14 protein-coding genes are annotated in these 24,015 nt (G+C 72.0%); 8 read left to right on the plus strand and 6 right to left on the minus strand.

Features of this window, described 5'->3' with window-relative positions:
• Positions 1 to 244: 244 nt before the first annotated feature.
• The 5 genes from ACFWP3_RS33780 to ACFWP3_RS33800 all read right to left on the minus strand — a co-directional run bounded on the left by ACFWP3_RS33780 (position 245) and on the right by ACFWP3_RS33800 (position 6,977).
• A complete protein-coding gene (locus ACFWP3_RS33780; protein WP_384228776.1) occupies positions 245 to 1,060 on the minus strand; it encodes an endo alpha-1,4 polygalactosaminidase in 816 nt (271 codons plus the stop codon).
• The gene (locus tag ACFWP3_RS33785; protein WP_384228778.1) at positions 1,057 to 1,737 is read right to left on the minus strand and encodes a spherulation-specific family 4 protein; all 681 of its coding nucleotides are present in this window, start codon (positions 1,735 to 1,737) and stop codon (positions 1,057 to 1,059) included. Before ACFWP3_RS33785 ends, ACFWP3_RS33780 begins: the two co-directional genes overlap by 4 nt.
• Before the next feature lie 26 nt (positions 1,738 to 1,763).
• Positions 1,764 to 3,290: a hypothetical protein gene (locus ACFWP3_RS33790; protein WP_384228781.1), complete on the minus strand. Its 1,527-nt coding sequence runs from the start codon at positions 3,288 to 3,290 to the stop codon at positions 1,764 to 1,766.
• Positions 3,287 to 4,837 (minus strand): GT4 family glycosyltransferase PelF, encoded by a 1,551-nt coding sequence (pelF, locus tag ACFWP3_RS33795; RefSeq protein WP_384228783.1) that lies wholly within the window; start codon positions 4,835 to 4,837, stop codon positions 3,287 to 3,289. The genes ACFWP3_RS33790 and pelF overlap by 4 nt, the downstream gene beginning before the upstream one ends.
• Positions 4,838 to 4,949: 112 nt before the next feature.
• Entirely contained in the window at positions 4,950 to 6,977 is a 2,028-nt protein-coding gene (locus ACFWP3_RS33800) for a hypothetical protein (protein ID WP_384228786.1), read from the minus strand.
• Positions 6,978 to 7,322: 345 nt separating this feature from the next.
• On the opposite strand from ACFWP3_RS33800, the gene ACFWP3_RS33805 reads away from it, so the two are divergent.
• The 8 genes from ACFWP3_RS33805 (at position 7,323) to ACFWP3_RS33840 (ending at position 23,200) form a co-directional block, all read left to right on the plus strand.
• Entirely contained in the window at positions 7,323 to 8,864 is a 1,542-nt protein-coding gene (locus ACFWP3_RS33805; RefSeq protein WP_384228788.1) for a leucyl aminopeptidase, read from the plus strand.
• A 300-nt stretch (positions 8,865 to 9,164) separates the two neighbouring features.
• Positions 9,165 to 10,553 (plus strand): dihydrolipoyl dehydrogenase, encoded by a 1,389-nt coding sequence (gene lpdA, locus ACFWP3_RS33810; RefSeq protein WP_362298264.1) that lies wholly within the window; start codon positions 9,165 to 9,167, stop codon positions 10,551 to 10,553.
• Between the two features lie 52 nt (positions 10,554 to 10,605).
• Complete coding sequence (sucB, locus tag ACFWP3_RS33815) at positions 10,606 to 12,396, plus strand: 2-oxoglutarate dehydrogenase, E2 component, dihydrolipoamide succinyltransferase (RefSeq protein WP_384228790.1); 1,791 nt, start codon at positions 10,606 to 10,608, stop codon at positions 12,394 to 12,396.
• A gap of 130 nt (positions 12,397 to 12,526) precedes the next feature.
• Positions 12,527 to 13,909: a hypothetical protein gene (locus ACFWP3_RS33820; protein WP_384228793.1), complete on the plus strand. Its 1,383-nt coding sequence runs from the start codon at positions 12,527 to 12,529 to the stop codon at positions 13,907 to 13,909.
• Entirely contained in the window at positions 13,902 to 18,914 is a 5,013-nt protein-coding gene (locus ACFWP3_RS33825; protein WP_384228795.1) for a tetratricopeptide repeat protein, read from the plus strand. Before ACFWP3_RS33820 ends, ACFWP3_RS33825 begins: the two co-directional genes overlap by 8 nt.
• Positions 18,915 to 19,036: 122 nt before the next feature.
• Positions 19,037 to 19,660 carry a GntR family transcriptional regulator gene (locus tag ACFWP3_RS33830; protein ID WP_384228829.1) on the plus strand — a complete coding sequence of 208 codons (624 nt, stop codon included), beginning with the start codon at positions 19,037 to 19,039 and terminating at the stop codon, positions 19,658 to 19,660.
• Positions 19,661 to 19,881: 221 nt separating this feature from the next.
• Positions 19,882 to 22,566: a pyruvate dehydrogenase (acetyl-transferring), homodimeric type gene (aceE, locus tag ACFWP3_RS33835; protein WP_384228797.1), complete on the plus strand. Its 2,685-nt coding sequence runs from the start codon at positions 19,882 to 19,884 to the stop codon at positions 22,564 to 22,566.
• Positions 22,567 to 22,681: 115 nt separating this feature from the next.
• On the plus strand, positions 22,682 to 23,200 hold the full coding sequence (locus ACFWP3_RS33840) for a DUF4240 domain-containing protein (RefSeq protein WP_384228799.1): 519 nt from the start codon (positions 22,682 to 22,684) through the stop codon (positions 23,198 to 23,200).
• Between the two features lie 20 nt (positions 23,201 to 23,220).
• Here ACFWP3_RS33840 and ACFWP3_RS33845 read toward each other — a convergent pair whose 3' ends face one another.
• On the minus strand, positions 23,221 to 23,991 hold the full coding sequence (locus tag ACFWP3_RS33845) for an SDR family NAD(P)-dependent oxidoreductase (protein ID WP_384228802.1): 771 nt from the start codon (positions 23,989 to 23,991) through the stop codon (positions 23,221 to 23,223).
• Positions 23,992 to 24,015 lie beyond the last annotated feature (24 nt).

Here is a 24,015-nt window from a genome sequence, read left to right on the forward strand (position 1 = left end):
GCCCCGTGGGGGGCGAGGCCCCGTGGGGGGCGAGGCCCCGTGGGGGGCGAGGCCCCGTGGGGGGCGAGGCCCCGTGGGGGGCGAGGCCCCGTGGGGGGCGAGGCCCCGTGGGCGAGGCCCCGTGGGCGAGGCCCCGTGGGCGAGGCCCCGTGGGCGAGGCCCCGTGGGCGAGGCCCCGTGGGCGAGGCCCCTGGAGCGGGGCCCCGTGCGGCGGGCGCTGGGGGGCGGGGTCCCGTGGGGAGGGTTAGCAGGGGTGGCGCCAGGCGTCCAGGTGGTGGCGTTTTTGCAAGGAGCTCAGTCTCAGCTCGCGGGAGCGTTCGCAGAAGCGGTCCGCGGACAGTTCGTACTCCACGTGGAACACGGCCTTCCCGGCCTCGATGAACGGCGTCAGCTTCTCGCACTCGCGATACTGCGCGCACTGCTCGTTCACCGCGAAGTCGAAGTCCGCGACGAGCTCCGGGATCTGGTCGAGGTCGTTCTTCAGGCCCACCGCCAGGCCCCGGTCATGGGCGAGCTTCGCGATCAGCCGGTTGTAGCGCAGCTGGTCCTCGGCCGTGAGCGGGAAGCCCGAGGTGTTGCGGTAGGCGTCCATGTTGTCGGGTTCCACCGCGTCGAAGCCCTTGTCGCGGCACATGTCGAACCGTTTGGCGATCAGCGGTTCCAGCTCGGTCAGCCGCCGGATGTCGAGCCAGCGTTCGCCCTCCCAGCCGTTGCCCTTCCCGATCATCGTCTTCGGGAAGTCGTCCGCGTCTGGCCGGAAGTCCTCCCAGGCGCCGGTGGACAGGTAGCAGATGGTCTTGCGGCCGGCCTTCTTCAGGGCGGCGACGTGCGCCTTGGTGGTGGTGAACCCGTCGACGTCGTACACGGGCGCCTTCACCGACAGGTCGAGCCTCCCGGTGAGCTGCCACTGCCAGTCCACGCCCGGCGGCGGCCGCCAGCGCTCCCCCGGCGCCTGGTCGGGCCACGGGTACGGCTCGTCGTCGCCGACGTCCGCCGGGTCCGCGGTGCAGGCGGTGAGCAGCAGCAGCGCCGCGACCAGCAGGGGGGCGAAACGCTTCATCCGGCTGCCTCCAGGGCGTACGGCAGGGTCCCCCACGGGTGCGCGCCGGTCCCGGGGACCGCGCAGTGCACCCCCGCCCGCCTCTCGTGGGCGAGCTCCGCGGCGGGCGCGTCCGGCGGGACCGCGTACACGAGGTGGCAGAACCGCTGGGCGGGGTGGTCGGCGGTCCAGGGCGGCGCGGTGGCCGCTTCCCGGTAGGCGTCCCAGGGGCCCTCGAAGGTGACGAGCAGGTCGGCGAGCGCGGCGTACCCGGGGTGCGGGTGGACGCCGTGGTTCAGGACGAGGGTACGGGCGCCGGCCGCCCGGGCGGCGACGGCGAGCCGGCCGTAGTGGGGCAGCAGTTCGGGATCGGCGGAGGCCTGGTCGAGGAAGGCGCCGTCGGCCTCGTACCAGTCGCGGTGGCGCAGCAGGTCCTGGACGACGTCCGCGTGCGGGCGCCGCCCGTAGTCGGTGTCGACGTAGCCGAGGACGGGCACCCCGGCGTCCCGCAGCCGCCCGGCCACGGCGGCGAACCGTTCGTCGGGGGCCGCGCCGGGCCCGCTGTCGGGGTTGAGCACCACGGAGTGCAGCCGTCCCGCGGAGCGGATCAGCAGCTCCCACTCCTCGGGGCGGTCGGCGGGGTGCTCGTAGAGCGGCACCAGCAGCATGGGGTCCTTCTCGTACGGGGTCTCGGGCATCGGCGGTGGCGTCGGCGGCCGGGACATCAGCGGTGTGCCGTCGCACGGCCGAGCAGCAGGCAGACCAGCGCGGCCAGCGCGGCGGCGGCCGCGCCCGCCACGGCGAGCTGGACCATGCGGGGCTGTCCGAGTCCGGTGAGCAGGGCCAGGCTCTGGGCGACGGCGGCCGAGGCGCAGACCACGGCCGCCGGCCGGACCGCGCCGAAGGACTGGAGGAGCAGTCCGGTCCACATCACGGCGCCGAGCAGGAGCAGGGTCGCGCCGCGGGTCCCGGTGAGGGTGGGGGCGCCCGGCCAGAGCAGGGTGCCGACGATCCCGAGGGCGAGCAGCACCAGCAGGTAGACGGCGAGGCACCGGGCCAGTGTGGTGAGCATCCGGCGCCGGAAGGACCGGGGTGAGCGGGCCGCCCGGAGTCCGGCGAGGCTGCCGCTGCGGAAGCGGTGGAGGAGCCATGCGGCGGGGCCCATGCTGAGGGTGAGGGCCACGGCCGAGGGGGCGGCGACGGCTTCGGCGGGGCCCCCGGCGAGCACTTCGCCGAGGGCGGCGTACAGCACGAGCAGGCCGGTGCCGAGGCCGAAGACCCCGTACGGGACGGAGTCCCCGAGCCGCGGGCCGCGCGCCGCCCGTTCCTCTTCGGCGCCGCGCAGCATCCGCCAGCGCACCGGGCCGGTGCCGGGCCTGCGGACCCACCAGCCGCGGATCCGGGCGATGGCCGCCCGGATCCCCTCGGCGAGCGGGAGTTCCCGTACGGCCAGGGTGCAGGCGGCCAGCAGGGAGGCCGCGAGGAGGGTCATCCGTACCGGTACGGGCAGGTCCACGAAGAGCGCGAGCAGGGCTCCGGCGGCCATCGGGCCGAGGGCGGCGAGCAGCACCCGCTCCCGGCCGAGGACGAGCAGGACGGTGGCGGCGCCGACGTAGACGGCCTGTCCCGCGGCGAAGGCGTACGAGAACGGCGGCCCGCCGGGCACGGCCAGTGCGGCGGCGGTGCCCAGCAGGGATCCGGCGGGGGCCCCGGCGAGCAGGGTCCGTCCGGCGGCGGCCCGGTCGCCGAGCCCGAGCCAGGAGTAGGCCCGGTGGGAGAGGGTCTGGTCCCAGACCCAGCCGATGAGCGCTCCGGCGAGCAGGGTGAGGGTTCCGGCGGGCAGGCCGAGGCGGTCGGGCGGGCCGTCGAGCAGGGGCGCGCCGAGGAGGTAGGCGAGCCCGGGCAGGGCGAAGATCACCCCGCGCAGGAGGCAGGCGGTGAGGGAGACCTTCCAGGGGTCGGGGGTGTCCTCGGGCTCCGGGAAGGAGCGGGGCACCCGGGCGTAGAGCTCCTCGGCGAGGGCGAAGGAGTCGTGGCGGCCGTAGGTGAGCCGGATGTACTCGTCGGTCATGCCGTCGGATTCGAGGACGGCGGCGATCTCGTCGGGGTGGACGGCGGCGGCCGCCAGCCCGTCCAGCCGGGACAGCAGTTCGTCCATGGGGTCGGCCGCCGCCGGGCCTTCGCGGCGCGGCCTGGGGATCGCGGGCAGGGTGTCGCCGCCCGGGGACTTCAGCCAGAGGGATCCGCTCACCACAGGCTCCCTTCCCCAGACTCCGTCCGGGGATGCCCCAAGGCCGCGAGTTCCCGGTACCAGGGGTCGGCGAGGCGCTGGGTCCACTCGTCGCCGGGGCGGACGGGCAGGACGGGCTGGCCGGCGAGTTCGCGGTAGATGTGCCGGAAGCCGTCCACGGACTGGTGCAGGGTGAACTTCTCGACCACCCGTTTGCGGGCCGCCCGGCCGAGTTCGGCGCGGCGTTCCGGGTCGCGGAGCAGGGCGAGGGTGGCGCTGGCCATGGTCTCGGGTTCGCGCGGCGGGACGACGAGGCCGGTGTCGCCGACGGCCTCGCGGACCCCGCCCACGTCGGTGGAGACGGTGGTGCGGCCGCAGGACATGGCCTCGATGATGCTGAAGGGGAAGCCCTCGCTGATGGAGGAGAGCATCACGACGCTGCCGGCCGCGTAGGCCTGGGCGACCTGCTCGATGCGGCCCTCGTAGGCGATCCCGTCGCTGACGCCGAGGTCGGCGGCGAGCGCCTCGAGCCGGAGCCGGTACTCCTCGCAGCCCGCGGGGACGGGGCCGAAGAGGCGCAGGCGCAGCGCGGGCAGTTCCTCGCGCATGAAGGCGTAGGCCCGGATGAGGGTTTCGAGGTCCTTGATGGGGTCGATGCGCCCGCACCAGCTGAGGGTGGGCACCTCGGGTTCGGGGCCGGCCTCGGGGAAGGCGTGCGGGTCGACGCCGTTGTAGACGGTGCGGATCCGGTCGGAGGCGGCGCCTCCGCGCTCTTCCCAGCGGCGGTTGTACTGGTTGCAGGGGGTGATCAGGTCGGCCTGCCGGTATCCCTCGGTGTTGAGCTCGCGGTAGAAGCCGAGCAGCAGGGCCTTGACGGGCCAGCGCTGGGCGGCCGTGCGGTAGCCGAGGTAGCGCTCGCGCAGGTAGATGCCGTGCTCGGTGAGGAGGAAGGGCACCTCGTCGAGGTACTTGGCGGCGAGGGCCGGGAGGGTGGCGAGGCCGCTGCTGACGGCGTGCGCGACGCTGTCGGGCGGGATCCGCACGCTGAGCGGGCGCAGCGCGTGTTCCAGCAGGTCGGTGGCGGTGAGCGCGTCGTGGATGGTGGGCTCGGCGGCCGCGGTGGTCAGGCCGGGGCGGGTCCACACGGTCATCAGCAGGCGGAGCACGGACTCGGAGCGCAGGGCGGGGGCGAGGCGGCCGGCGCGGGCCAGGACGGCGAGTTCGCGCAGGGCGGCGGAGAAGCGGTGGTCGCCGGGGCCGCGGCCGGGTTCGAGCAGGGACAGCAGGAAGGTTTCGTAGACCTCGGTGAAGCGGCGGTGGGCCTTGCCCCGCAGGGCGGTCCGGCGGCCTCGTCCGGGGGGACCCCAGAGCGGGACCGAGGTGTGCCGGTAGACGTTGCGCGGGAGTTCCCAGGTGACCGGCTCGCGTCCGGAGCCGGTCAGGGCTATGACGTTGAAGTCGACCTCCGGCATACCGCGGACCAGCTGGTCGCACCAGGTGCTGACGCCCCCGTGGACGTGCGGGTAGGTGCCTTCGGTGAGCATGGTGACATGGCGCCCATGGCTCATGCGGTGTGTCCCCCCAGGACGTGAAAGGGGCCGGCGCCCGTGGTTTCGCGGAGCGCCGGCGCCGTGTTACTCGGCTTACTCGGCGTGCTTGGCTTGCTGAAGGCCCGTACGGTCAGCTGGGCAGCTTGAGCGTGACGGCGCTCTGGAGCAGTTCGGGTCCGGTCCAGGTGGAGCGGGTGCCCGCGTAGGCGGTGCCGAAGTCGGCGAATCCGAGGAGGAGCTGCTTCTTGGTGCCGTTGGGGGCGGTGACCGGGGCGACGACTCCGGCGGGCGCCTTGACGGTGACGGCCGTGCCGATGCGGTAGGCGGTGACCTTGCCCTCGGCGAGGGCCTTGTCCCAGGCGGCGCGGCGGCCGAGCTCGACGCCGGCCTCCTTCATCGTCTGGTTGACGATGGGGGCGCTGGGTGCGTAGAGGGACCGGTAGGTGTCGAGGACCTGGTTGAGCACCGGGTAGAGGGTGCGGTCCTCGGCGAGGTTGGACTGGTGGACGTAGTGCGGGCGCGGGTCGTTGCCCAGCACGTGGCGCAGGGCGGTGCGGGCTTCCTGGGGGACGATGTGGTCCAGGTAGCCGGTGTTGAGGTCCACGGGGGCGGGCAGGCAGGTGGAGGTGCCCGGGTTGTCCTCGCAGATGCCGCTGCCGCCGTGTGCGCGGCTGGTGTAGATCCAGTTGTACTCGTCGGCCATCTCGGCGTTGGTGCCCGTGTTGTAGTACACGTTCATCGGGTGCCGGGGCACCGTCAGCGCGGAGCCGACGGCCCGCTGCGCGGGTTCGCGGGAGTTGTCGCTGCCCGCCCACTTCACGCCGTTGTCGGCGAGGGCGCCGGCCAGGTTGGGGTTGTCCTGGGGCTGCTGCGGGTTGGTCTTGAGGCCCGAGTGCTCGCCGGTGACGAGCTCGGTCCGGTCGGTCGCGATGCCCTTGGAGGCGGCCCAGTTGTTGTTGTCGCGGATCTGCGCGGAGATCTCCGCGCGGCTCATGTACTGGACCGCGCCCTGGGCGTTCTTGACGCAGGTCCAGGGGATGGTGGCGGTGTTCTGGACGCAGCCGAGGAACGGGTGGGTGTAGGTGTGGTTCATCCAGCGGTACTTGGCCCGGTCGGCGACGAGCTGGGCGGTGAGGGCGTCGGTGCCGCCGTTCTCCGCCTTCCACTCCTCGCCGGCGCCGCCGTTGAAGAGCATGTCGAGCTTGAAGTTCTTCGACGTCTGCCACTGCGCCGCGTACTGGGCGTCGGCGGCGGTCATCCGGATGGTGCTCTCCAGGCCCTCGCCGCCCGGGCAGGCGTAGTCGCCGGGCGTGCAGTTGAGCTCCTTGTTCCAGCGGGCGTCGGGCGCGAAGACGTCGTCGACGTGGACGGCGAAGTAGCTGCGGCTCTGGCCGAGGTGGACCCCCTGGGTGAGCCAGTCGACGATGCCGCGGGCCAGCAGCCGGAACTGCTGCTGGTACTGGTTGTAGCCGAAGGTGACGACCAGCTCGCTGCGCCCGTCGTGGGTGTACTCGCCGACGAGCGAGGCCCGTCCGGAGCCGACGGGGGCGTCGAGGTAGCTGGTGTAGCCGGGCCGCGGCTTGCCCATGAACCCGAAGCTCTCTGGAACGAGGGCGGAGTTGTCCTCGAAGGCGACTTGGCCTCCGAGGTAGGCGAAGGGGCCGGCCTTGCCGGCCGGGGTCACCGCGGCCTGGGTGCCGTCGAGCTGGCCGCTGAAGCCGCCGTTGTCGGTGTACTCCAGTCCGACGCCCGGGTGGGCCCAGGTGTAGGCGTCCACCTGGCGGATCCCGTACGTCGTCTCGTACGCGGTGAGCGCGGCCATCTCGGCGGAGCCCTCGCCGAAGGGGTTCTCGTTCGGCAGGACGACGCCCTGGTACTTGGCGCGGGGGCGTCCGTCGACCGTGTCGCTGAGGAAGCCCGCGTTGATGACCGGGCGGCCGCTGCTGCCCAGCTGGATCCGCGTGTACGGGACTCCGGTGTCGCGGAGTTCCGCGGTGATGGCCTCGACCGAGCTGCCGCCGTCGTCGACGACCAGCACCTTCAGGTCGATGCGCGGAGCCGTGGCCGCCTGGGCGGTCGCGGCGGGTACTGCCACGGACACCAGGGCTGCCGCGGCCATGGCGGCGGCGAGCCTGTTCATCCGGTTCTTGTTGACCATTTCGGCCTTTCCCCCCGCAGGCATCCCTCGACGCGGCCCGAGGCGGTCGGCCGGGCCGGGGAGGCTCTGTGGAAATCATGCAAAGGAACCCCGCGTCCCCTTGCGAGAGTGGACCGAGTCTTTCGGACCTCGTCAGGTCTACGGGGCAAACCTGGAGCAGAGTCCACGGATGGGTGAATCTCCAGGCTTCTTGATCGAACAACTTGCCAAACCTTCGAGTGGCGTACGGCAGAGTCCGTACGCGTAGGCTCATTTCTGGCAGCTGTCGGGCCGGAATACGATCGCCACGGACGGCCGTCCACCCACTCGGCCCACACCCACAAACGGAAGCGAGACTTCACCACCGTGACTGCTCTGACTCTCAGCACTGCCGGCGCGGCGACGCTGCGCGCCGACGCCCTCGTCGTCGGCGTCGCCAAGGGCCCCAAGGGTCCGGTCGTCGCCGCAGGCGCCGAGGCCGTGGACAAGGCGTACGACGGTAAGCTCGCCGCCGTGCTCGACGCCGTCGGCGCCTCGGGCACCGAAGGCGAGATCACCAAGCTGCCGGCCCCGGCGGGCCTGAAGGTCCCGGTCGTGCTGGCGGTCGGGCTCGGCTCCGTCCCCGAGAAGGACGAGTCGTTCGACGAGGAGGTGCTGCGCCGCGCCGCCGGCGCCGCCGCCCGCGCCCTGCACGGCTTCAAGAAGGCCGCCTTCGCCCTCCCGCTGGACGACGCCTCCGCCGTGACCGCCGTCGCCGAGGGCGCGCTGCTCGGCGCGTACACCTTCACCGCCTACCAGGGCGGCGAGACCAAGACCTCCAAGAACGCCGACAAGAACGGCGGCCCCAAGCAGCCGCTCGGCGAGATCGCCCTGCTCGGCGCCAAGCCGCGCGACAAGGAGCACAAGGCCGCGGCCGAGCGCGCCACCGTCGTCGCGACCGAGGTCAACATCGCTCGCGACCTGGTCAACACCCCGCCGAACGACCTCACCCCCGAGGCCTTCGCCGCCGTCGCGTCCGCGACCGCGAAGGAGAACGGCGTCAAGGTCCAGGTCCTGGACGAGAAGGCGCTCGTCAAGGGCGGCTTCGGCGGCATCATGGGCGTCGGCAAGGGCTCCGACAACCCGCCGCGCCTGGTGAAGCTCTCCTACACGCACCCCAAGGCGGAGAAGACCCTGGCCTTCGTCGGCAAGGGCATCACCTACGACTCGGGCGGCATCTCCCTGAAGCCGGCCGGCCACAACGAGACGATGAAGTGCGACATGGCCGGCGCCGCCGCCGTCTTCGCCTCCGTCGTCGCGGCCGCGAAGCTGGGCCTCCAGGTCAACGTCACCGGCTGGCTCGCCCTCGCCGAGAACATGCCCTCCGGCACCGCCACCAAGCCGGGCGACGTGCTGCGCATGTACAGCGGCAAGACCGTCGAGGTCCTCAACACGGACGCCGAGGGCCGCCTGGTCCTCGGTGACGCGCTGACCCGTGCCTCCGAGGAGAACCCGGACGCGATCGTCGACGTCGCCACCCTGACCGGCGCGATGATGGTGGCCCTGGGCAACCGCACCTTCGCGATCATGTCGAACGACGACGCCTTCCGCACCTCGGTCCACGAGATCGCCGAGGAGGTCGGCGAGTCCTCGTGGCCGATGCCGCTCCCCGCCGAGCTGCGCAAGTCCATCGACTCCCCCACCGCCGACATCGCGAACATGGGCGAGCGCATGGGCGGCGGCCTGGTCGCCGGCATCTTCCTGAAGGAGTTCGTCGGCGAGGGCATCACCTGGGCCCACCTCGACATCGCGGGCCCGGCCTTCCACGAGGGCGCCCCGTACGGCTACACCCCCAAGGGCGGCACCGGCTCCGCCGTGCGCACCCTGGTGCGGCTGGCCGAGCGTACGGCCACCGGTGACCTGGGCTGATGTAGCCCCGCAGCGCCGGATGTGAGATGCCTCAAGCCTTGGTCAGCGACTTGATCAAGGCTTGAGGCATGTTCACCGACAACGAAATCCGTAGGTTTCTACGCACTGGTAACCCTTACTTCGGGCAGAACCACCTGCCACATCGTGGGCCCGGCGTCCCGCGTTCCGCCGACAAATGCGAAGATGGGTTCTCGGCAGGACAGGGCCCCCACCACAGGGCCGAAGAACTAGCGGCCGATTACCAGCCGCCGCCCGGTCACAGAGGACCGGTGCCCGGCGCACATGCATGGAGGACGTGACGTGGCGAACGACGCCAGCACCGTTTTCGACCTAGTGATCCTCGGCGGTGGCAGTGGCGGTTACGCCGCGGCGCTGCGCGCATCCCAGCTGGGTCTGGACGTTGCCCTGATCGAGAAGAACAAGCTCGGCGGCACCTGCCTGCACAACGGCTGCATCCCCACGAAGGCTCTGCTGCACGCGGGCGAGATCGCGGACCAGGCTCGTGAAGCCGCCCAGTTCGGTGTCAAGACCTCTTTCGAGGGCATCGACATCGCGGGTGTGCACAAGTACAAGGACGAGGTCATCTCGGGCCTGTACAAGGGCCTGCAGGGCCTGGTCGCCTCCCGCAAGGTGACCTACATCGAGGGTGAGGGCCGCCTCTCCTCGCCGACCTCCGTCGACGTGAACGGCCAGCGCATCCAGGGCCGCCACGTGCTCCTGGCGACCGGCTCCGTGCCGAAGTCGCTGCCGGGCCTGAACATCGACGGCAACCGCATCATCTCCTCGGACCACGCCCTGGTCCTGGACCGCGTGCCCGAGTCCGCCATCGTCCTGGGCGGCGGCGTCATCGGCGTCGAGTTCGCCTCGGCGTGGAAGTCCTTCGGCACCGACGTGACCGTCGTCGAGGGCCTCAAGCACCTCGTCCCGGTCGAGGACGAGAACAGCTCGAAGCTGCTGGAGCGCGCGTTCCGCAAGCGGGGCATCAAGTTCAACCTCGGCACCTTCTTCGACAAGGCCGAGTACACGGAGAACGGCGTGCGCGTCACGCTGGCCGACGGCAAGACCTTCGAGGCCGAGGTGCTGCTGGTCGCCATCGGCCGCGGCCCGGTCTCGCAGGGCCTGGGCTACGAGGAGCAGGGCGTCGCGATGGACCGCGGCTACGTCCTGGTCGACGAGTACATGCAGACCAACGTGCCGACCATCTCGGCCGTCGGCGACCTCGTCCCGACCCTCCAGCTCGCGCACGTCGGCTTCGCCGAGGGCATCCTGGTCGCGGAGCGTCTGGCCGGTCTCAAGACCGTCCCGATCGACTACGACGGTGTCCCGCGCGTCACCTACTGCCACCCCGAGGTCGCTTCCGTCGGCATCACCGAGGCCAAGGCCAAGGAGATCTACGGCGCGGACAAGGTCGTGGCCCTCAAGTACAACCTCGCGGGCAACGGCAAGAGCAAGATCCTCAAGACCGCGGGCGAGATCAAGCTCGTCCAGGTCAAGGACGGTGCCGTGGTCGGCGTCCACATGGTCGGTGACCGGATGGGCGAGCAGGTCGGCGAGGCCCAGCTGATCTACAACTGGGAGGCTCTGCCGGCCGAGGTCGCGCAGCTCATCCACGCGCACCCGACCCAGAACGAAGCGATGGGCGAGGCCCACCTGGCCCTCGCCGGCAAGCCGCTTCACTCCCACGACTAATCGTCCGGGCGCGACGACCACTTCCGCACATTCGTAAGGAGCAACAGAAACCATGTCGGTTTCCGTAACCCTTCCGGCGCTCGGCGAGAGCGTCACTGAGGGCACTGTCACCCGCTGGCTGAAGGCCGAGGGCGAGCGCGTCGAGGCAGACGAGCCGCTGCTCGAGGTCTCGACCGACAAGGTCGACACCGAGATCCCCTCGCCCGTCGCCGGCATCCTGGCCTCCATCAAGGTCGCCGAGGACGAGACCGTCGAGGTCGGCGCCGAGCTGGCCGTCATCGACGACGGTTCGGGCGCCCCGGCCGCGGCCGCGGCTCCGGCCGCCGCCGAGCCCGCCGCCGCTGCCCCGGCTCCGGTCGCGGAGGCCCCCGCGGCCCCCGCCCCGGCCGCCGAGGCTCCCGCCGCCCCCGCCGCCGCCCCCGCGGCGTCCGGCACCGATGTCGTGCTCCCCGCCCTGGGCGAGTCCGTCACCGAGGGCACCGTCACCCGCTGGCTGAAGCAGGTCGGCGAGTCCGTCGAGGCCGACGAGCCGCTGCTCGAGGTCTCCACGGACAAGGTCGACACCGAGATCCCGGCGCCGGTCTCCGGCACGCTGCTGGAGATCCTGGTCGGCGAGGACGAGACCGCCGAGGTCGGCGCCCGTCTGGCCGTCATCGGCGTCGCGGGTGCGGCTCCCGCCGCGGCCCCGGCCGCCGCCGCCCCGGCTCCGGTCCAGGCTGCCGCCCCGGCCGCCGCTCCGGCTCCGGTCCAGGCTGCCGCCCCGGCCGCCGCTCCGGCTCCGGCCGCCGCGGCCCCCGTGGCCGCCCCGGCCCCGGCCCCGGTCGCTGCTCCGGCTCCGGCCGCCGCTCCGGCTCCGGCCCCCGTGGCCGCTCCGGCTCCGGTGGCGCCCGCCGCTCCCGCCGCCCCGGCTTCCGCCGGTGACGAGGGCGCGTACGTGACCCCGCTGGTGCGCAAGCTCGCCACGGAGTCCGGCGTCAACCTGAACACGGTCACGGGCACCGGCGTCGGTGGCCGCATCCGCAAGCAGGACGTCCTGGCCGCCGCCGAGGCCGCCAAGGCCGCCGCCGCTGCCCCGGCCGCCGCCGCTCCCGCCGCGAAGGCCCCGGCCGCCGCGGTGTCCGAGCTGCGCGGTCAGACCGTCAAGATGACCCGCATGCGCAAGGTCATCGGCGAGAACATGATGAAGGCCCTGCACTCGCAGGCGCAGCTCAGCTCCGTGGTCGAGGTGGACATCACCAAGATCATGAAGCTGCGCGAGAAGGCCAAGGCCGGCTTCCTCGCCCGCGAGGGCGTCAAGCTGTCCCCGATGCCGTTCTTCGTCAAGGCCGCCGCCCAGGCGCTGAAGGCCCACGCGGTCGTCAACGCCCGGATCAACGACGACGAGGGCACCATCACCTACTTCGACTCGGAGAACATCGGCATCGCCGTGGACTCCGAGAAGGGCCTGATGACCCCGGTCATCAAGGGTGCCGGTGACCTCAACCTGGCGGGCATCTCCAAGGCGACCGCCGACCTGGCCGCCAAGGTCCGCGGCAACAAGATCACGCCGGACGAGCTGTCGGGCGCGACCTTCACCATCAGCAACACCGGCTCGCGCGGTGCGCTGTTCGACACGGTCATCGTGCCGCCGAACCAGGTCGCCATCCTGGGCATCGGTGCCACGGTGAAGCGCCCGGTGGTCATCGAGACCGCCGAGGGCACCAACATCGGCATCCGCGACATGACGTACCTGACCCTGTCCTACGACCACCGCCTGGTGGACGGCGCGGACGCGGCCCGGTACCTCTCGGCCGTCAAGGCGATCCTCGAGGCCGGCGAGTTCGAGGTCGAGCTCGGCCTGTAAGGCTCGCGCCGCGAAGCGGCAGTCACACGTTCGGCGCCCTTGTCCGGAAACCACTCCGGGCAGGGGCGCCGTCGTCTTACCCTGCCGGTCCAAGGACGGCCAGCGGGGGGCATGCATGTCACGTGCACGAGTGAACGATCTTGTGGTGGTACTGCCGGGCATCATGGGCAGCCGGCTGGCCGACGCCGACGGCACACCGGTGTGGGACCTGTCGGGCGGCGCCCTGTGGCACGGTCTGCGCACCTTCGGCCGGTCCGTGAACCGCCTGCGCCTCCCGAAGGACATCGGCGACGGCCACCCGGACGACGGGGTGGTCCCCACCGGTCTCATGCCCGACCTGCACGCGATCCCCGGGATCTGGCAGCCGGTCGACGGCTACACGGGCCTCGTGGACTGGCTGGAACGCTCCTTCAGCCTGACCACCGGGGACAACCTCGTCCCCTTCCCGTACGACTGGCGCCTGTCGTGCCGCTACAACGCGGAGCGGCTGAAGAAGACCGTCGCCCGCGCACTGGAGCGCTGGCGGGCCTCCGCGCCCGAGCGCGCCGACGCCCGGGTCGTCTTCATCTGCCACTCCATGGGCGGGCTGGTGGCCCGCCACTACGTGGAGGTCCTCGGGGGTCACGAGGTCACCCGGCGCCTGATCACCCTGGGCACCCCGCACCGCGGCTCCCTGGACGCCCTCGGCCATCTGGTCAACGGGCTGCGCAAGGGCTGGGGGCCGCTCGGCGTCGACCTCAGCGCGTTCGCGCGCAGCCTGCCGTCGCTGCACCAGCTGGCTCCCGACTACGCGTGCGTGCAGGGCCCGGGCGGTCTCGCGTACGCCCGCGACCTGCCGGGCCTGCCCGGTATCGACCCCGGGCTGCTGGCCGACGCGGCCCGCTTCCACGCGGACCTGCGCCGCTCCGCCGCCCGCCCCGGCCCCACGCCCCTGCACGCCATCACGGGCATCCGCCAGCCCACCCTGACGACGGCGGAGATCAGCGACCGCGGGCTCACCCCGCTGTGGCTCGTCAACGGCATCGACGAGCGCGGCGACGGCACGGTCCCGCGCCTCTCCGCCCGCCCCGCGAACGCCGACAACACCGGCTACGCGGTCGACGAGGCCCACACCCCCTGCGAGCAGCACGGCTCCCTCCAGAACAACCGGGGCGTACGGGACGCCCTGGCCGGCCTGCTGGGCCACGAGCGCCCGTTCCACCGCGGCGAGGACGGCGAGGTCCCGCTGAGCGTCCTCGCTCCCCCGCTGACGGCGGCGGGAGAGGCGTACGAGGTCGCGGTGACGGTCCCGCCGGAGGTCACGGACCACGACGCCCTCCACCTCACGGCGGAGCTCCGCCCGGCCGACGGGAGCCGGCCGCTGTCCCGGACGCTGCGCCCCCTCGGCGAGGGCCGGTACACGACGGCGTTCGCGGCGCCGGACCCCGGCGCGTACCGGCTGGCGGTACGGGTGACCGCACACCCGGAGACGACGGTGACGGCCCTGTCCCTGGTGGGAGCAGCCGGTGAGTGAGCGCACCGACGAGATCCACGGGACGGCCCTGGGGGTCGTCGTCGAGAACTACCGGCACGCGGCGAAGTTCCCCGCCCTGACCGGCGCGACCGCCCAGATGCGGGAGCTGTGCGCACTGCTGGAGACCCGGGGCTACACGCCGACCGTGCTGCCGGACCCCGGACAGCCCGACCTCGTCCCCGCGGTGAAGGACTGGGCGACGGGCCGCAGCGCCGACCGGCGCCGGGGCCCCGCCGTCATCCTCTGGTCCGGCCACGGGGTGCTCGACCGGCAGGAACTGCGCCTGGTCCTGCACGACACCGAAGACGCCCGCTACGGGGATGAGACATATTCGGCCAACCTCCTGACGGAGGCGGCCCTGCGCAGCGGCGCGGACCAGATGCTGCTGCTCATCGACACCTGCCATGCGGGCGCGGGGGTCATGGAGTCCCTGGACACCGCCTTCGCCAAGCTGACCTCGCAGAACCTGCCCGGGGAGCGGGCCGGCTGGCTCGGGGTGCTCGCGAGCAGCCGTCCCCAGGAGAAGGCCGAGGCCGCCGGGATCCTGCTGGAGACCCTCACCCGGGTGCTGCGCGAGGGGCCGGGGAGCGAGGACTACAAGCACGAGTGGAGCAGCCGGAACGGGCGGGTCAGCGGGGCCACCGTCATCCACACCGTGCTCGCCCAGTGGCCGGCCGAGGTGGGCCACAAGCCGGTTCCGGCCATGTTCGGCGAGCCGAAGCTGATGTTCGACAACCCGCTGCGGAAGGCCGCCTCGGAGCCGGAGCTGGTCGAGCACCTGGTGCAGGCGAGCCGCGGGGCGCCCGTGGACGACGGGGGCTGGTTCTTCAGCGGCCGGCGCAACGTGCTGGGGCAGATCACCGAGTGGCTGGAGGCCCGGCAGCCGGGCCTGTTCCTGGTGATGGGCAGCGCGGGCTGCGGCAAGTCGGCCGTGCTCGGCCGCGTCGCGACCCTGTCCGACCCGGTCCACCGGGCGGACATCCTGGAGCACGGGGCCCTCGCACCGGAGGATCCGGACCCGGGCGAGGGCTCGGTGGACGCCTCGCTGCACCTGCGGGGCTACACGGTGCAGCAGCTGGCCGAGGCCATCGCCCGCGAACTGGGCCTTCCCGTCCCGCAGACTCCCGCCGCGCTGATCGCCGAGGTGGAGAAGAAGTGGCCGGCGGCCTGCCCGGACCGCCTCCCGGCCCTGGTCCTGGACGGCCTGGACGAGGCGGCCCCCGACCAGGCCTACCCGGTCGTCGAACAGCTCCTGGCCCCCTTGAGCCGCCTGGTCTGCGTGCTGCTCGGCTCCCGGGACCGGCCCTTCCGCCCGCAGGAGGAACTCCAGGAGCCCCTGGACGAGGCGGTGCGGCGCCTGGGAGGCGTCCGGGCGCGCGCGTCCGACCTGGACGACGAGGCCGACACCGAGCACGACATCCGGACCTACTGCCGGCTCCGCCTGGAGGCCCGCGAGCTGCCGTCCGAGGACGCGGCGACGGCGGCCGGTCTGATCGCGGACCGGGCCTCGGCCCACACCGGCGGCTTCCTCTTCGCGAGGATGGCGACGGACTCGGTGATCAGACGGTTCACGGCCGCACCGGAGGCCTCGGAGGACTGGGCGCAGGCCATTCCGCTGTCCATCAGCGCCGCCTTCACGGAAGACCTGGCGGAGGGCCCGGAGCGGAAGCGGGACGGCGTACTCCTCCCGCACGCGGCCCGGGACCTGCTGACGGCCCTGGCCTGGAGCGCGGGCAACGGCATGCCGGCACGTGGGGTCTGGGAGACGGCGGCCTCGGCCCTCGCCTCCGGGGACACCGTGTACGGGCCCGAGGACGTGGACTGGCTGCTGAACACGTACGGCCGCTACGTGGTGGAGGACAGCGACGGCACACAGGCGGTGTACCGCCTGTACCACCGCGAGTTCGTGGGGCACCTGCGGTCCGCCCGCGACGGGGCCGAGGGGGCCGCGTACCGCGTGGCGAGCGCCCTGACCGGCCTCCTGCGCGAGCAGACGGCGGAGACCACGGAGGCGGAGGCCGCGAACCCCTACCTGCGGCGGTCGCTCGCGGCCCATGCGGCGATGGCGGGCGAGCGGGGCGTCGCGCTGGTCCGTGAGCTCGTCGCCGACCGGGGGGAGGCGTTTCGCCCTGCTCTCGCACGCGTGCTGGGCAGCATGTCGGCCTCCTTGTTCCGGACCGGGAGGCGACCGGATGCCGTGGCACCGGCGCGGGAGGCCGCCGACCTCTATCAGGACCTCGCCGACGCCCATCCGGCCGACTACCTGCCCTACCTCGCCGGCGCTCTCAACATCCTCGCCACGGCCCAGGGCTGGGCCGGGGACCTTGAGGGCGCATTGGCCTCGACGACCGAAGCCGCTTCGATCCGCCGACAGCTCGCCGAAGCCAATCCCTCCGCATACCTGCCCGACCTCGCCGGCACACTCAACAACCTCGCCACCGCCCAGGGCGACACCGGGGACCGGCGCGGCGCGCTGGCCACCGTCACGGAAGCCACCCGCATCTATCAGGCGCTCTCCGACACCAACCCGGGCGCCTACCTCCCCAACCTCGCAATGTCCCTCAACAACCTCGCCACTGCCCAAGGCCAGACCGGGGACCGGCAGGGCGCGCTGGACACCATCACCGAAGCCACCCGCATCTACCGGGCGCTCGCCGACGCCAACCCGGTCGGCTACCGACCCAACCTCGCCACCTCACTCAACAACCTTTCCAATGCCCAAAGTCAGACCGGGGACCGGCAGGGCGCGTTGGACACCATCACCGAAGCCGCTGCTCTCCGCCGAGAGCTGGCCGACGAGAACCCGGACGTCTACCTCCCCGACCTCGCCAGCGTCCTCAACAACCTGGCCACCGCCCAGGGCGACACCGGGGACCGGCAGGGCGCGCTGGACACCATCACCGAAGCCACCCGCATCAGCCGGGCGCTCGCCGACGCCAGTCCGGCCGCCTACCTCCCCGACCTCGCGGGCACACTCAACAACCTCGGCAACGCCCAGGGCGAGACCGGGGACCGGCGCGGCGCGCTGGACGCCATCACCGAAGCCACCCGCATCTACCGGACGCTCGTCGAGACCAGCCGGGCCGCCTATCTCCCCGACCTCGCCATGTCCCTGAACAACCTGGCCAACGCCCAGGGCAATTTCGGAGACCGGCAGGGCGCGCTGGACGCCGTCACCGAAGCCACCGCTCTCCGCCGAGAGCTGGCCGACAGCAATCCTGCCGCCTACCTGCCCGACCTCGCCGGCGTCCTGAACAACCTGGCCACCGCACAGATCGACGTCGGGGACCGGCAGGGCGCGCTGAACACCATCACCGAAGCCGCCGCCCTCTACCGGCCGCTCGCCGACGCCAGTCCGGCCGCCTACCTCCCCGACCTCGCGGGCACCCTCAGCAACCTCGGCAACGCCCAGGGCGAGACCGGGGACTGGCAGGGCTCACTGGACACGATCACCGAAGCCACCCGCATCTACCAGACGCTCGCCGACGCCAACCCGGCCGCCTACCTCCCCTACCTCGCCGGCACCCTCAACAACCTCGCCACCGCCCAAGGCGAGACCGGGGACCGGCAGGGCGCGCTGGACACCATCACCGAAGCCACCCGCATCTACCGGATGCTCGCCAACGCCAACCCGGCCGCCTACTTGCCCACCCTCGCCATGTCCCTCAACAACCTGTCCAACGCCCAAGGGCAGACGGGGGACCGGCAGGGCGCACTGGACACCATCACCGAAGCCACCCGCATCTACCGGACGCTGGCCGACGCCAACCCGGCTGCCTACCGCCCCGACCTCGCCACGTCCCTCAACAACCTCGCTGCCGCCCAAGCGGAGACCGGAGACCGGCAGAGCGCACGGGCCACCCACGCCGAAGCCGCCGCCCTCTACCGGGCGCTCGCCAACGCCAACCCGGTCGCCTACCTCCCCAACCTCGCCGGTTCCCTCAACAACCTCACGTTCATAGCCACGATGCAGGACGCCCTCGCGGGCTATGCCGAGGCCGCGCAGGCCCTGGCCGCGCATCCGGAGGCGGTCCGCTACCTGGCGCTGCGGCGCGCCGAGCTCGAGGTCACCCAGACGGACCCCGCCGCCGGCCTGCGCTCCCTCGTCACCCTGGCCCAGGGTCCGGCGCGGACAGGGAGCCCGGATCCGACCGCATTCCAGGCGCGGCAGCTGCTCCGCGCTCTCCGCCAGGCCGACGCCGCGAGCGCATCACGCATCAGCACCTTCTGGCGCGAGACGACCGGGGAGGAGCCCCCGTCCTGGCTTGCGCTCCCCCCGGCCGCGATCGAACTGGCCGTCGAGTGGATCAACCGCCCCACCTGGGCGGACTCCCGCACCTTCTGGGACGAGCACGCCGAAGACCTCGGCTCGGCCGACACCTCGGCCGCCTTGGAGGAGCTCACCCTGGCCAGCCCGGTCGCCGAAGCCCACCTGCTGCTCGCACGCGAGGCAGTGGCCGACGGCCCGGACAGCGCCTTCCGCCCGCACCTCACCGCCGAACTCCTCCGTACCTGGATGAGTCTGTCCACATGGGAGGAGTCCCAGGCCTACCTCACCGCCAACGCGGGGGCGCTCCTGCACGACCAAGCCCTCGCACTGCTCGGATCCAACACCGAGGCGACCGACTCCGCCGTGCACCACGCACTGGTCACCCTGGCCCGCGCGGACGGAGTCCCCCACGCCTACCGGTACGTCGAAGAGCGCCCCGCCCTGGACGGCAGGATCCGGCGGCTCCTCGCCGAGCCCGAGGCCGACCCCTACCTCCTGCAGGCCATCGCCCTACTGGAGTTCGCCGCCCACGGGGACCCGTTCAGCGCGACGGCCCACCTCGGCGCCGCCGGCATCCTGGCCGGTGCTGGTCTCCCTCCCGGAGACGTGGACTGGCCTCCCACCGAACCCACCGCCCGCCACCGCGTCATCTCCGAGATCGCCGAGCTCATCGCCCGGCACCCGGCCCACGCCCCGGCCCTGAGCGCCCTGATCCAGAGCCTGGTGGCCGCGTAGGCGGTGCTTGTAACCAGCCTCACCCTGCGTCCCTGACCGCGAACGCTTCGCGCCGGGCTACTGCGCCGTATTGTCTACGCATCAGAGCTCTGCATGCCCCCACAGGAGATGAAGCCCGGATGATCACCCCACCCGTCGTGCACTCGCTGCGCGAGCAGATCCGCGAGCACATCGTGGAGGGGATCGTCAGCGGGCGCTGGAAGCCCGGCGAGCGGATCGTCGAGCGTCGGATCGCCGTGGAGCTGGAGGTCAGCCAGACGCCCGTGCGCGAGGCGCTGCGCGAGCTGGAGACGCTGCGGCTGATCGAGTCGGCTCCGAACAAGGGCGTGCGCGTACGGAACCTGTCCGCGGCGGACCTGGAGGAGATCTACCCGGTCCGGGCCGGTCTGGAGCAGATCGCGGCCGAGCTGGCCGCGCCGCGGCTGGCGGCGGACTGCTCGGCGCTGGAGCCGCACGTCGCCGCGCTGTGGGAGGCCGACCGGACCGAGGACGGGACGGCGCAGGTGCGGCACACGGTGGGGTTCCACCGGGAGCTGGTGCGGGCGGCCGGGAACAGCGTGCTGCTGCACACCTGGGAGAGCCTGGGCATCGAGGTGTTCACGGCCCTGTCCATCCGCTGGCTGGGGACCGTCCAGAAGTCCTACGCGGAGGAGCACGAAGCCCTCGTCGAGGCGTTCCGCAGTCAGGATCCGGACATCGGGCTGCTCGTGAAGCGGCATGTGCTGGGGTGCGCCCCGAGGGCGTGATCTGCCCGTATTGCCCCTGTCTGACCGGCACCGGGTGCCTTTTCTTCTGGCACGCGGTGCCGACTTTTGTCAGATGGACGTTTCTTTGTCACTTTTATTTGATCGATCATCGATCAGCGATTTACAGTCGTCGGCGGGCCTCAACCAGGCCCAACGACCCTGTCCTGCCCGTCAGGGATTTTTTCACCACCTCTCCTTTGTCCGGAAGGCGGCGCACACCGATGTCCGACCCCGTAGGAAAGCTTCCGAGCGAGCTCGACCAGCTCCCGGACCGCGACACCGAAGAGACCGCCGAATGGGCGGCCTCACTCGACGCCGTCGCACAGGCCGCCGGTACGCGCCGCGCCGAATACCTGCTCCGCCGCACCCTCCAGCACGCCGAGGCCGCCGGCCTCGCCCTGCCGAAGCTGCTGGAGACGGACTATGTCAACACCATCCCCACCTCCGCCGAGCCCGAGTTCCCGGGCGACGAGGAGATGGAAGCCAAGATCACCGCCTGGAACCGCTGGAACGCGGCCGCCATGGTGACCCGCGGCTCCAAGTACGGCGTCGGCGGCCACATCGCCACCTTCGCCTCCGCCGCGTGGCTGTACGAGACCGGCTTCCAGCACTTCTTCCGCGGGAAGGAGGCCGACGGATCGGGCGACCAGCTCTACATCCAGGGCCACGCCTCCCCCGGCATCTACGCCCGCGCCTTCCTCGACGGCCGGATCTCCGAGCAGCAGCTCGACAACTTCCGCCAGGAGTCCGGCGGCAACGGCCTGCCGTCCTACCCGCACCCGCGGCGCCTGCCGTGGCTGTGGGAGTTCCCGACGGTGTCCATGGGCCTCGGCCCGCTGTCCGCGATCTACCAGGCGCGCTTCAACCGCTACCTGCAGAACCGCAGCATCAAGGACACCGCCAACTCGCACGTCTGGGCCTTCCTGGGCGACGGCGAGATGGACGAGCCCGAGTCGACCGCCGCCCTGGCCCTCGCCTCCCGCGAGCAGCTCGACAACCTGACCTTCGTCATCAACTGCAACCTGCAGCGCCTCGACGGTCCGGTCCGCGCCAACTTCCGCGTGGTCCAGGAGCTGGAGGCCCAGTTCCGCGGCGCCGGCTGGAACGTCATCAAGTCGCTGTGGGGCTCCGCCTGGGACGAGCTGTTCCAGCTCGACACCACGGGCGCCCTCGTACGCCGCCTGCGCGAGGTACCCGACGCGCAGTTCCAGACGTACGCGACCCGCGACGTGGCCTACATCCGCCAGCACTTCTTCGGCGCCAACGCCGAGCTCGTGCAGCTGGCCGGCGTGCTCTCCGACGCGAAGATCGCCGAGTGCTTCCACAGCTCCCGCGGCGGCCACGAGCCCCGCAAGGTGTACGCCGCGTACAAGGCCGCCCTGGAGCACAAGGGCGCGCCGACGGTCATCCTCGCGCAGACCGTCAAGGGCTACACGCTGGGTGCCGGGTTCGAGTCGAAGAACGCGAACCACCAGATGAAGAAGCTGACGATCGACGAGTTCAAGGACATGCGCGACCTCCTTGGCCTCCCGATCCCGGACAGCGCCTTCGCCGACGGCGTCGTCCCCTACGGCCACCCGGGCGCGAACAGCCCCGAGGTCCAGTACCTGAACGAGCGCCGCGCGGCCCTCGGCGGCCCGGCCCCGGCCCGCAAGGTCAAGCAGGTCGCTCTGCCGGCTCCGGCCGACCGTTCCTTCGCCCCGCTCCTCAAGGGCTCCGGCAAGCAGGAGATGGCCACCACCATGGCCTTCGTCCGGCTCGTCAAGGACCTGATGCGGGACAAGGAGACCGGCAAGCGCTGGGTGCCGATCGTCCCCGACGAGGCCCGCACCTTCGGTATGGAGTCCCTCTTCCCGTCGGCCGGCATCTACTCGCCGCTGGGCCAGACGTACGAGCCGGTCGACCGCGACCAGCTCATGTACTACAAGGAAGCCAAGGACGGCCAGATCCTCAACGAGGGGATCACCGAGGCCGGCGCCATGGCCGACTTCATCGCCGCCTGCACGTCGTACGCGACGCACGGCGAGCCGATGATCCCGTTCTACATCTTCTACTCGATGTTCGGCTGGCAGCGCACCGCCGACCAGATGTGGCAGCTCGCCGACCAGCTCGGCAAGGGCTTCATCGTCGGCGCCACCGCCGGCCGCACCACCCTGACCGGTGAGGGCCTCCAGCACGCGGACGGCCACTCGCACCTGATCGCGTCCACGAACCCGGCGTCGCTCAACTACGACCCGGCCTTCGCGTACGAGATCGCGGTGATCGTCAAGGACGGTCTGCGCCGGATGTACGGCGAGAAGCCGGAAGACGTCTTCTACTACCTGACGGTCTACAACGAGCCGAAGGTGCAGCCGGCCATGCCCGAGGGCGTGGAAGAGGGCATCCTCAAGGGCCTCTACCGCTTCAACACGGCGGCGGACCTGGCGGAGGCGGCCCCGGCCGCGGACGCCCCCAAGGTCCAGCTGATGGCCTCCGGTACGGCGATCCACTGGATCCTGGAGGCGCAGAAGCTCCTCGCCGCCGACTGGAACGTGGCCGCCGACGTCTGGTCCGCCACCTCCTGGGGAGAGCTGCGGCGCGACGCGCTGGAGTGCGACGAGGCGCTGCTGCGCGGCGAGCTGCGCACCCCGTACGTCACCCGCGCGCTGGAGGGCGTCACCGGCCCGGTGCTCGCCGTCTCCGACTGGATGCGCCAGGTCCCGGACCAGATCAGCCAGTGGGTGGAGCAGGACTACACCTCGCTGGGCACGGACGGCTTCGGCCTGTCCGACACCCGCGAGGGCGCCCGCCGCCACTTCGGTGTCGACGCCCAGTCGATCGTGGTGGCCGCGCTGGCCCAGCTCGCCCGCCGCGGCGAGGTACCGGCGTCCTCCGTCAAGGAGGCCCGGGAGCGCTACGGCCTCTGAGCCGAGTGACCGAGTGTGAAAGGCCGGTGCCCGGCCCCGCGAAGGGGTCGGACACCGGCCTTTCGCCGTACGCGCGGTGGCGGCGCGGGGGCGGACCCGTGATGCTGGAGCGGTGATGGACGAGACGGAGTTCTGGGAGATCGTCGACCGTACCCGCGAGGCCGCCGACGGCGACCCCGAGGAACACGCCGAGCTGCTCGTGGAGCGGCTGGCCCAGCTCGACCCCGACTCCGTCCTGGACTTCGCCCGGCACTTCGAGTCGCGGTACAACCGGGCGTACACCTGGGACCTGTGGGGCGCGGCCTGGGTGCTGCTCGACGGGGCGAGCGACGACGCGTTCGACTACTTCCGCTGCTGGCTGATCGGCCAGGGCCGGGAGGTCTTCGAGGGCGGGGTGCACGACCCGGACCAGCTCGCGGAGCTCCTGGGCGAATTCGACGAGGAGATCGACGGCGACGGCGAGGAGCTGGGGTACGCGGCCGACGAGGCCTACGAGCAGCTGACCGGTTCGGTGGCGCCGGACCTCGGCGTCCCGCTGCAACCGGCAGAGCCGGAGGGCACCGCGCTGGACTTCGAGAACGAAGCCGTGCTCGCGGAGCGCTTCCCCCGGCTCTGGGACCGCTTCAGGGGCTGACGCCCGGTGGGGCGCTGCGCCTAGTAGTGCGTACCGCCGTCGATGCGGATCTCCGTACCGGTGATGAACGCGCCGTCCTCGGAGCCGAGCATCGCGACGACGCCCGCCACGGTCTGCGGGCCGGCGAACCCCTGGCCGAGGGCCGGGGCGAGCTTGGCGAAGAGGGACCAGTCGGTGTCCTCGGGCAGGCCGGGGCCGTTGCCGGTGGTCATGCCGCTCTCGATGGAGCCGGGCGCGACGGACACGAAGCGCAGGCCCTGCTTGCTGTATTCGGCGGCCAGTGCGTGGGTCATGGACTGGATGCCGCCCTTGCTGGCCGCGTAGGCGGACATGTAGGGGTGGGCGAAGGACGCCGAGGTGGAGCTGAAGTTGACCACCACCGGCTGGTCGCCCGCCAGCAGCGCCGGGAGCGACTCGCGGATCATCAGGAAGGTGCCGGTCAGGTTGACGCCGATGACCTGGTTCCACAGGTCCAGCGTGGTCTGGTGGGTGTGCGCGGAGCGCAGGATCCCGGCGGCATTGACGAGTACGTCGATCCCGCCTAGGGCGTCGACGGCGGCGGCCACGCCCTCCTTGACCGCGTTCTCGTCGGATATGTCCAGCAGGGCGGTGGTGAGGCGGTCCTGGTGGCCCTCGGCCGCGGCCCGGTCGGCGGTGACCTTGAGTCCGGCCTCGCTGACGTCGACCGTGTGGACCCGGCCGCCCTCGGCGAGGATCCGGTGGACGGTGGCCTGGCCGATGCCGGAGCCGCCGCCGGTGATGAGGACGCGACGTCCTTCGTAACGGTTCATGGGGCGAGCGTACGGAGTGATGAC

Origin of the sequence: Streptomyces sp. NPDC058525 (genome assembly GCF_042719495.1) — a bacterium.
Lineage (GTDB): Bacteria > Actinomycetota > Actinomycetes > Streptomycetales > Streptomycetaceae > Streptomyces.

What these genes read in the sequence shown, in the direction of transcription:
- ACFWP3_RS33785 (WP_384228778.1), bottom strand. Translation starts at nt 1,737, where the DNA reads ATGCCCGAGACCCCGTACGAGAAGGACCCCATGCTGCTGGTGCCGCTC.
- ACFWP3_RS33780 (WP_384228776.1), bottom strand. Translation starts at nt 1,060, where the DNA reads ATGAAGCGTTTCGCCCCCCTGCTGGTCGCGGCGCTGCTGCTGCTCACC.
- ACFWP3_RS33840 (WP_384228799.1), top strand. Translation starts at nt 22,682, where the DNA reads ATGGACGAGACGGAGTTCTGGGAGATCGTCGACCGTACCCGCGAGGCC.
- sucB (WP_384228790.1), top strand. Translation starts at nt 10,606, where the DNA reads ATGTCGGTTTCCGTAACCCTTCCGGCGCTCGGCGAGAGCGTCACTGAG.
- aceE (WP_384228797.1), top strand. Translation starts at nt 19,882, where the DNA reads ATGTCCGACCCCGTAGGAAAGCTTCCGAGCGAGCTCGACCAGCTCCCG.
- pelF (WP_384228783.1), bottom strand. Translation starts at nt 4,837, where the DNA reads ATGAGCCATGGGCGCCATGTCACCATGCTCACCGAAGGCACCTACCCG.
- ACFWP3_RS33800 (WP_384228786.1), bottom strand. Translation starts at nt 6,977, where the DNA reads ATGGTCAACAAGAACCGGATGAACAGGCTCGCCGCCGCCATGGCCGCG.
- ACFWP3_RS33845 (WP_384228802.1), bottom strand. Translation starts at nt 23,991, where the DNA reads ATGAACCGTTACGAAGGACGTCGCGTCCTCATCACCGGCGGCGGCTCC.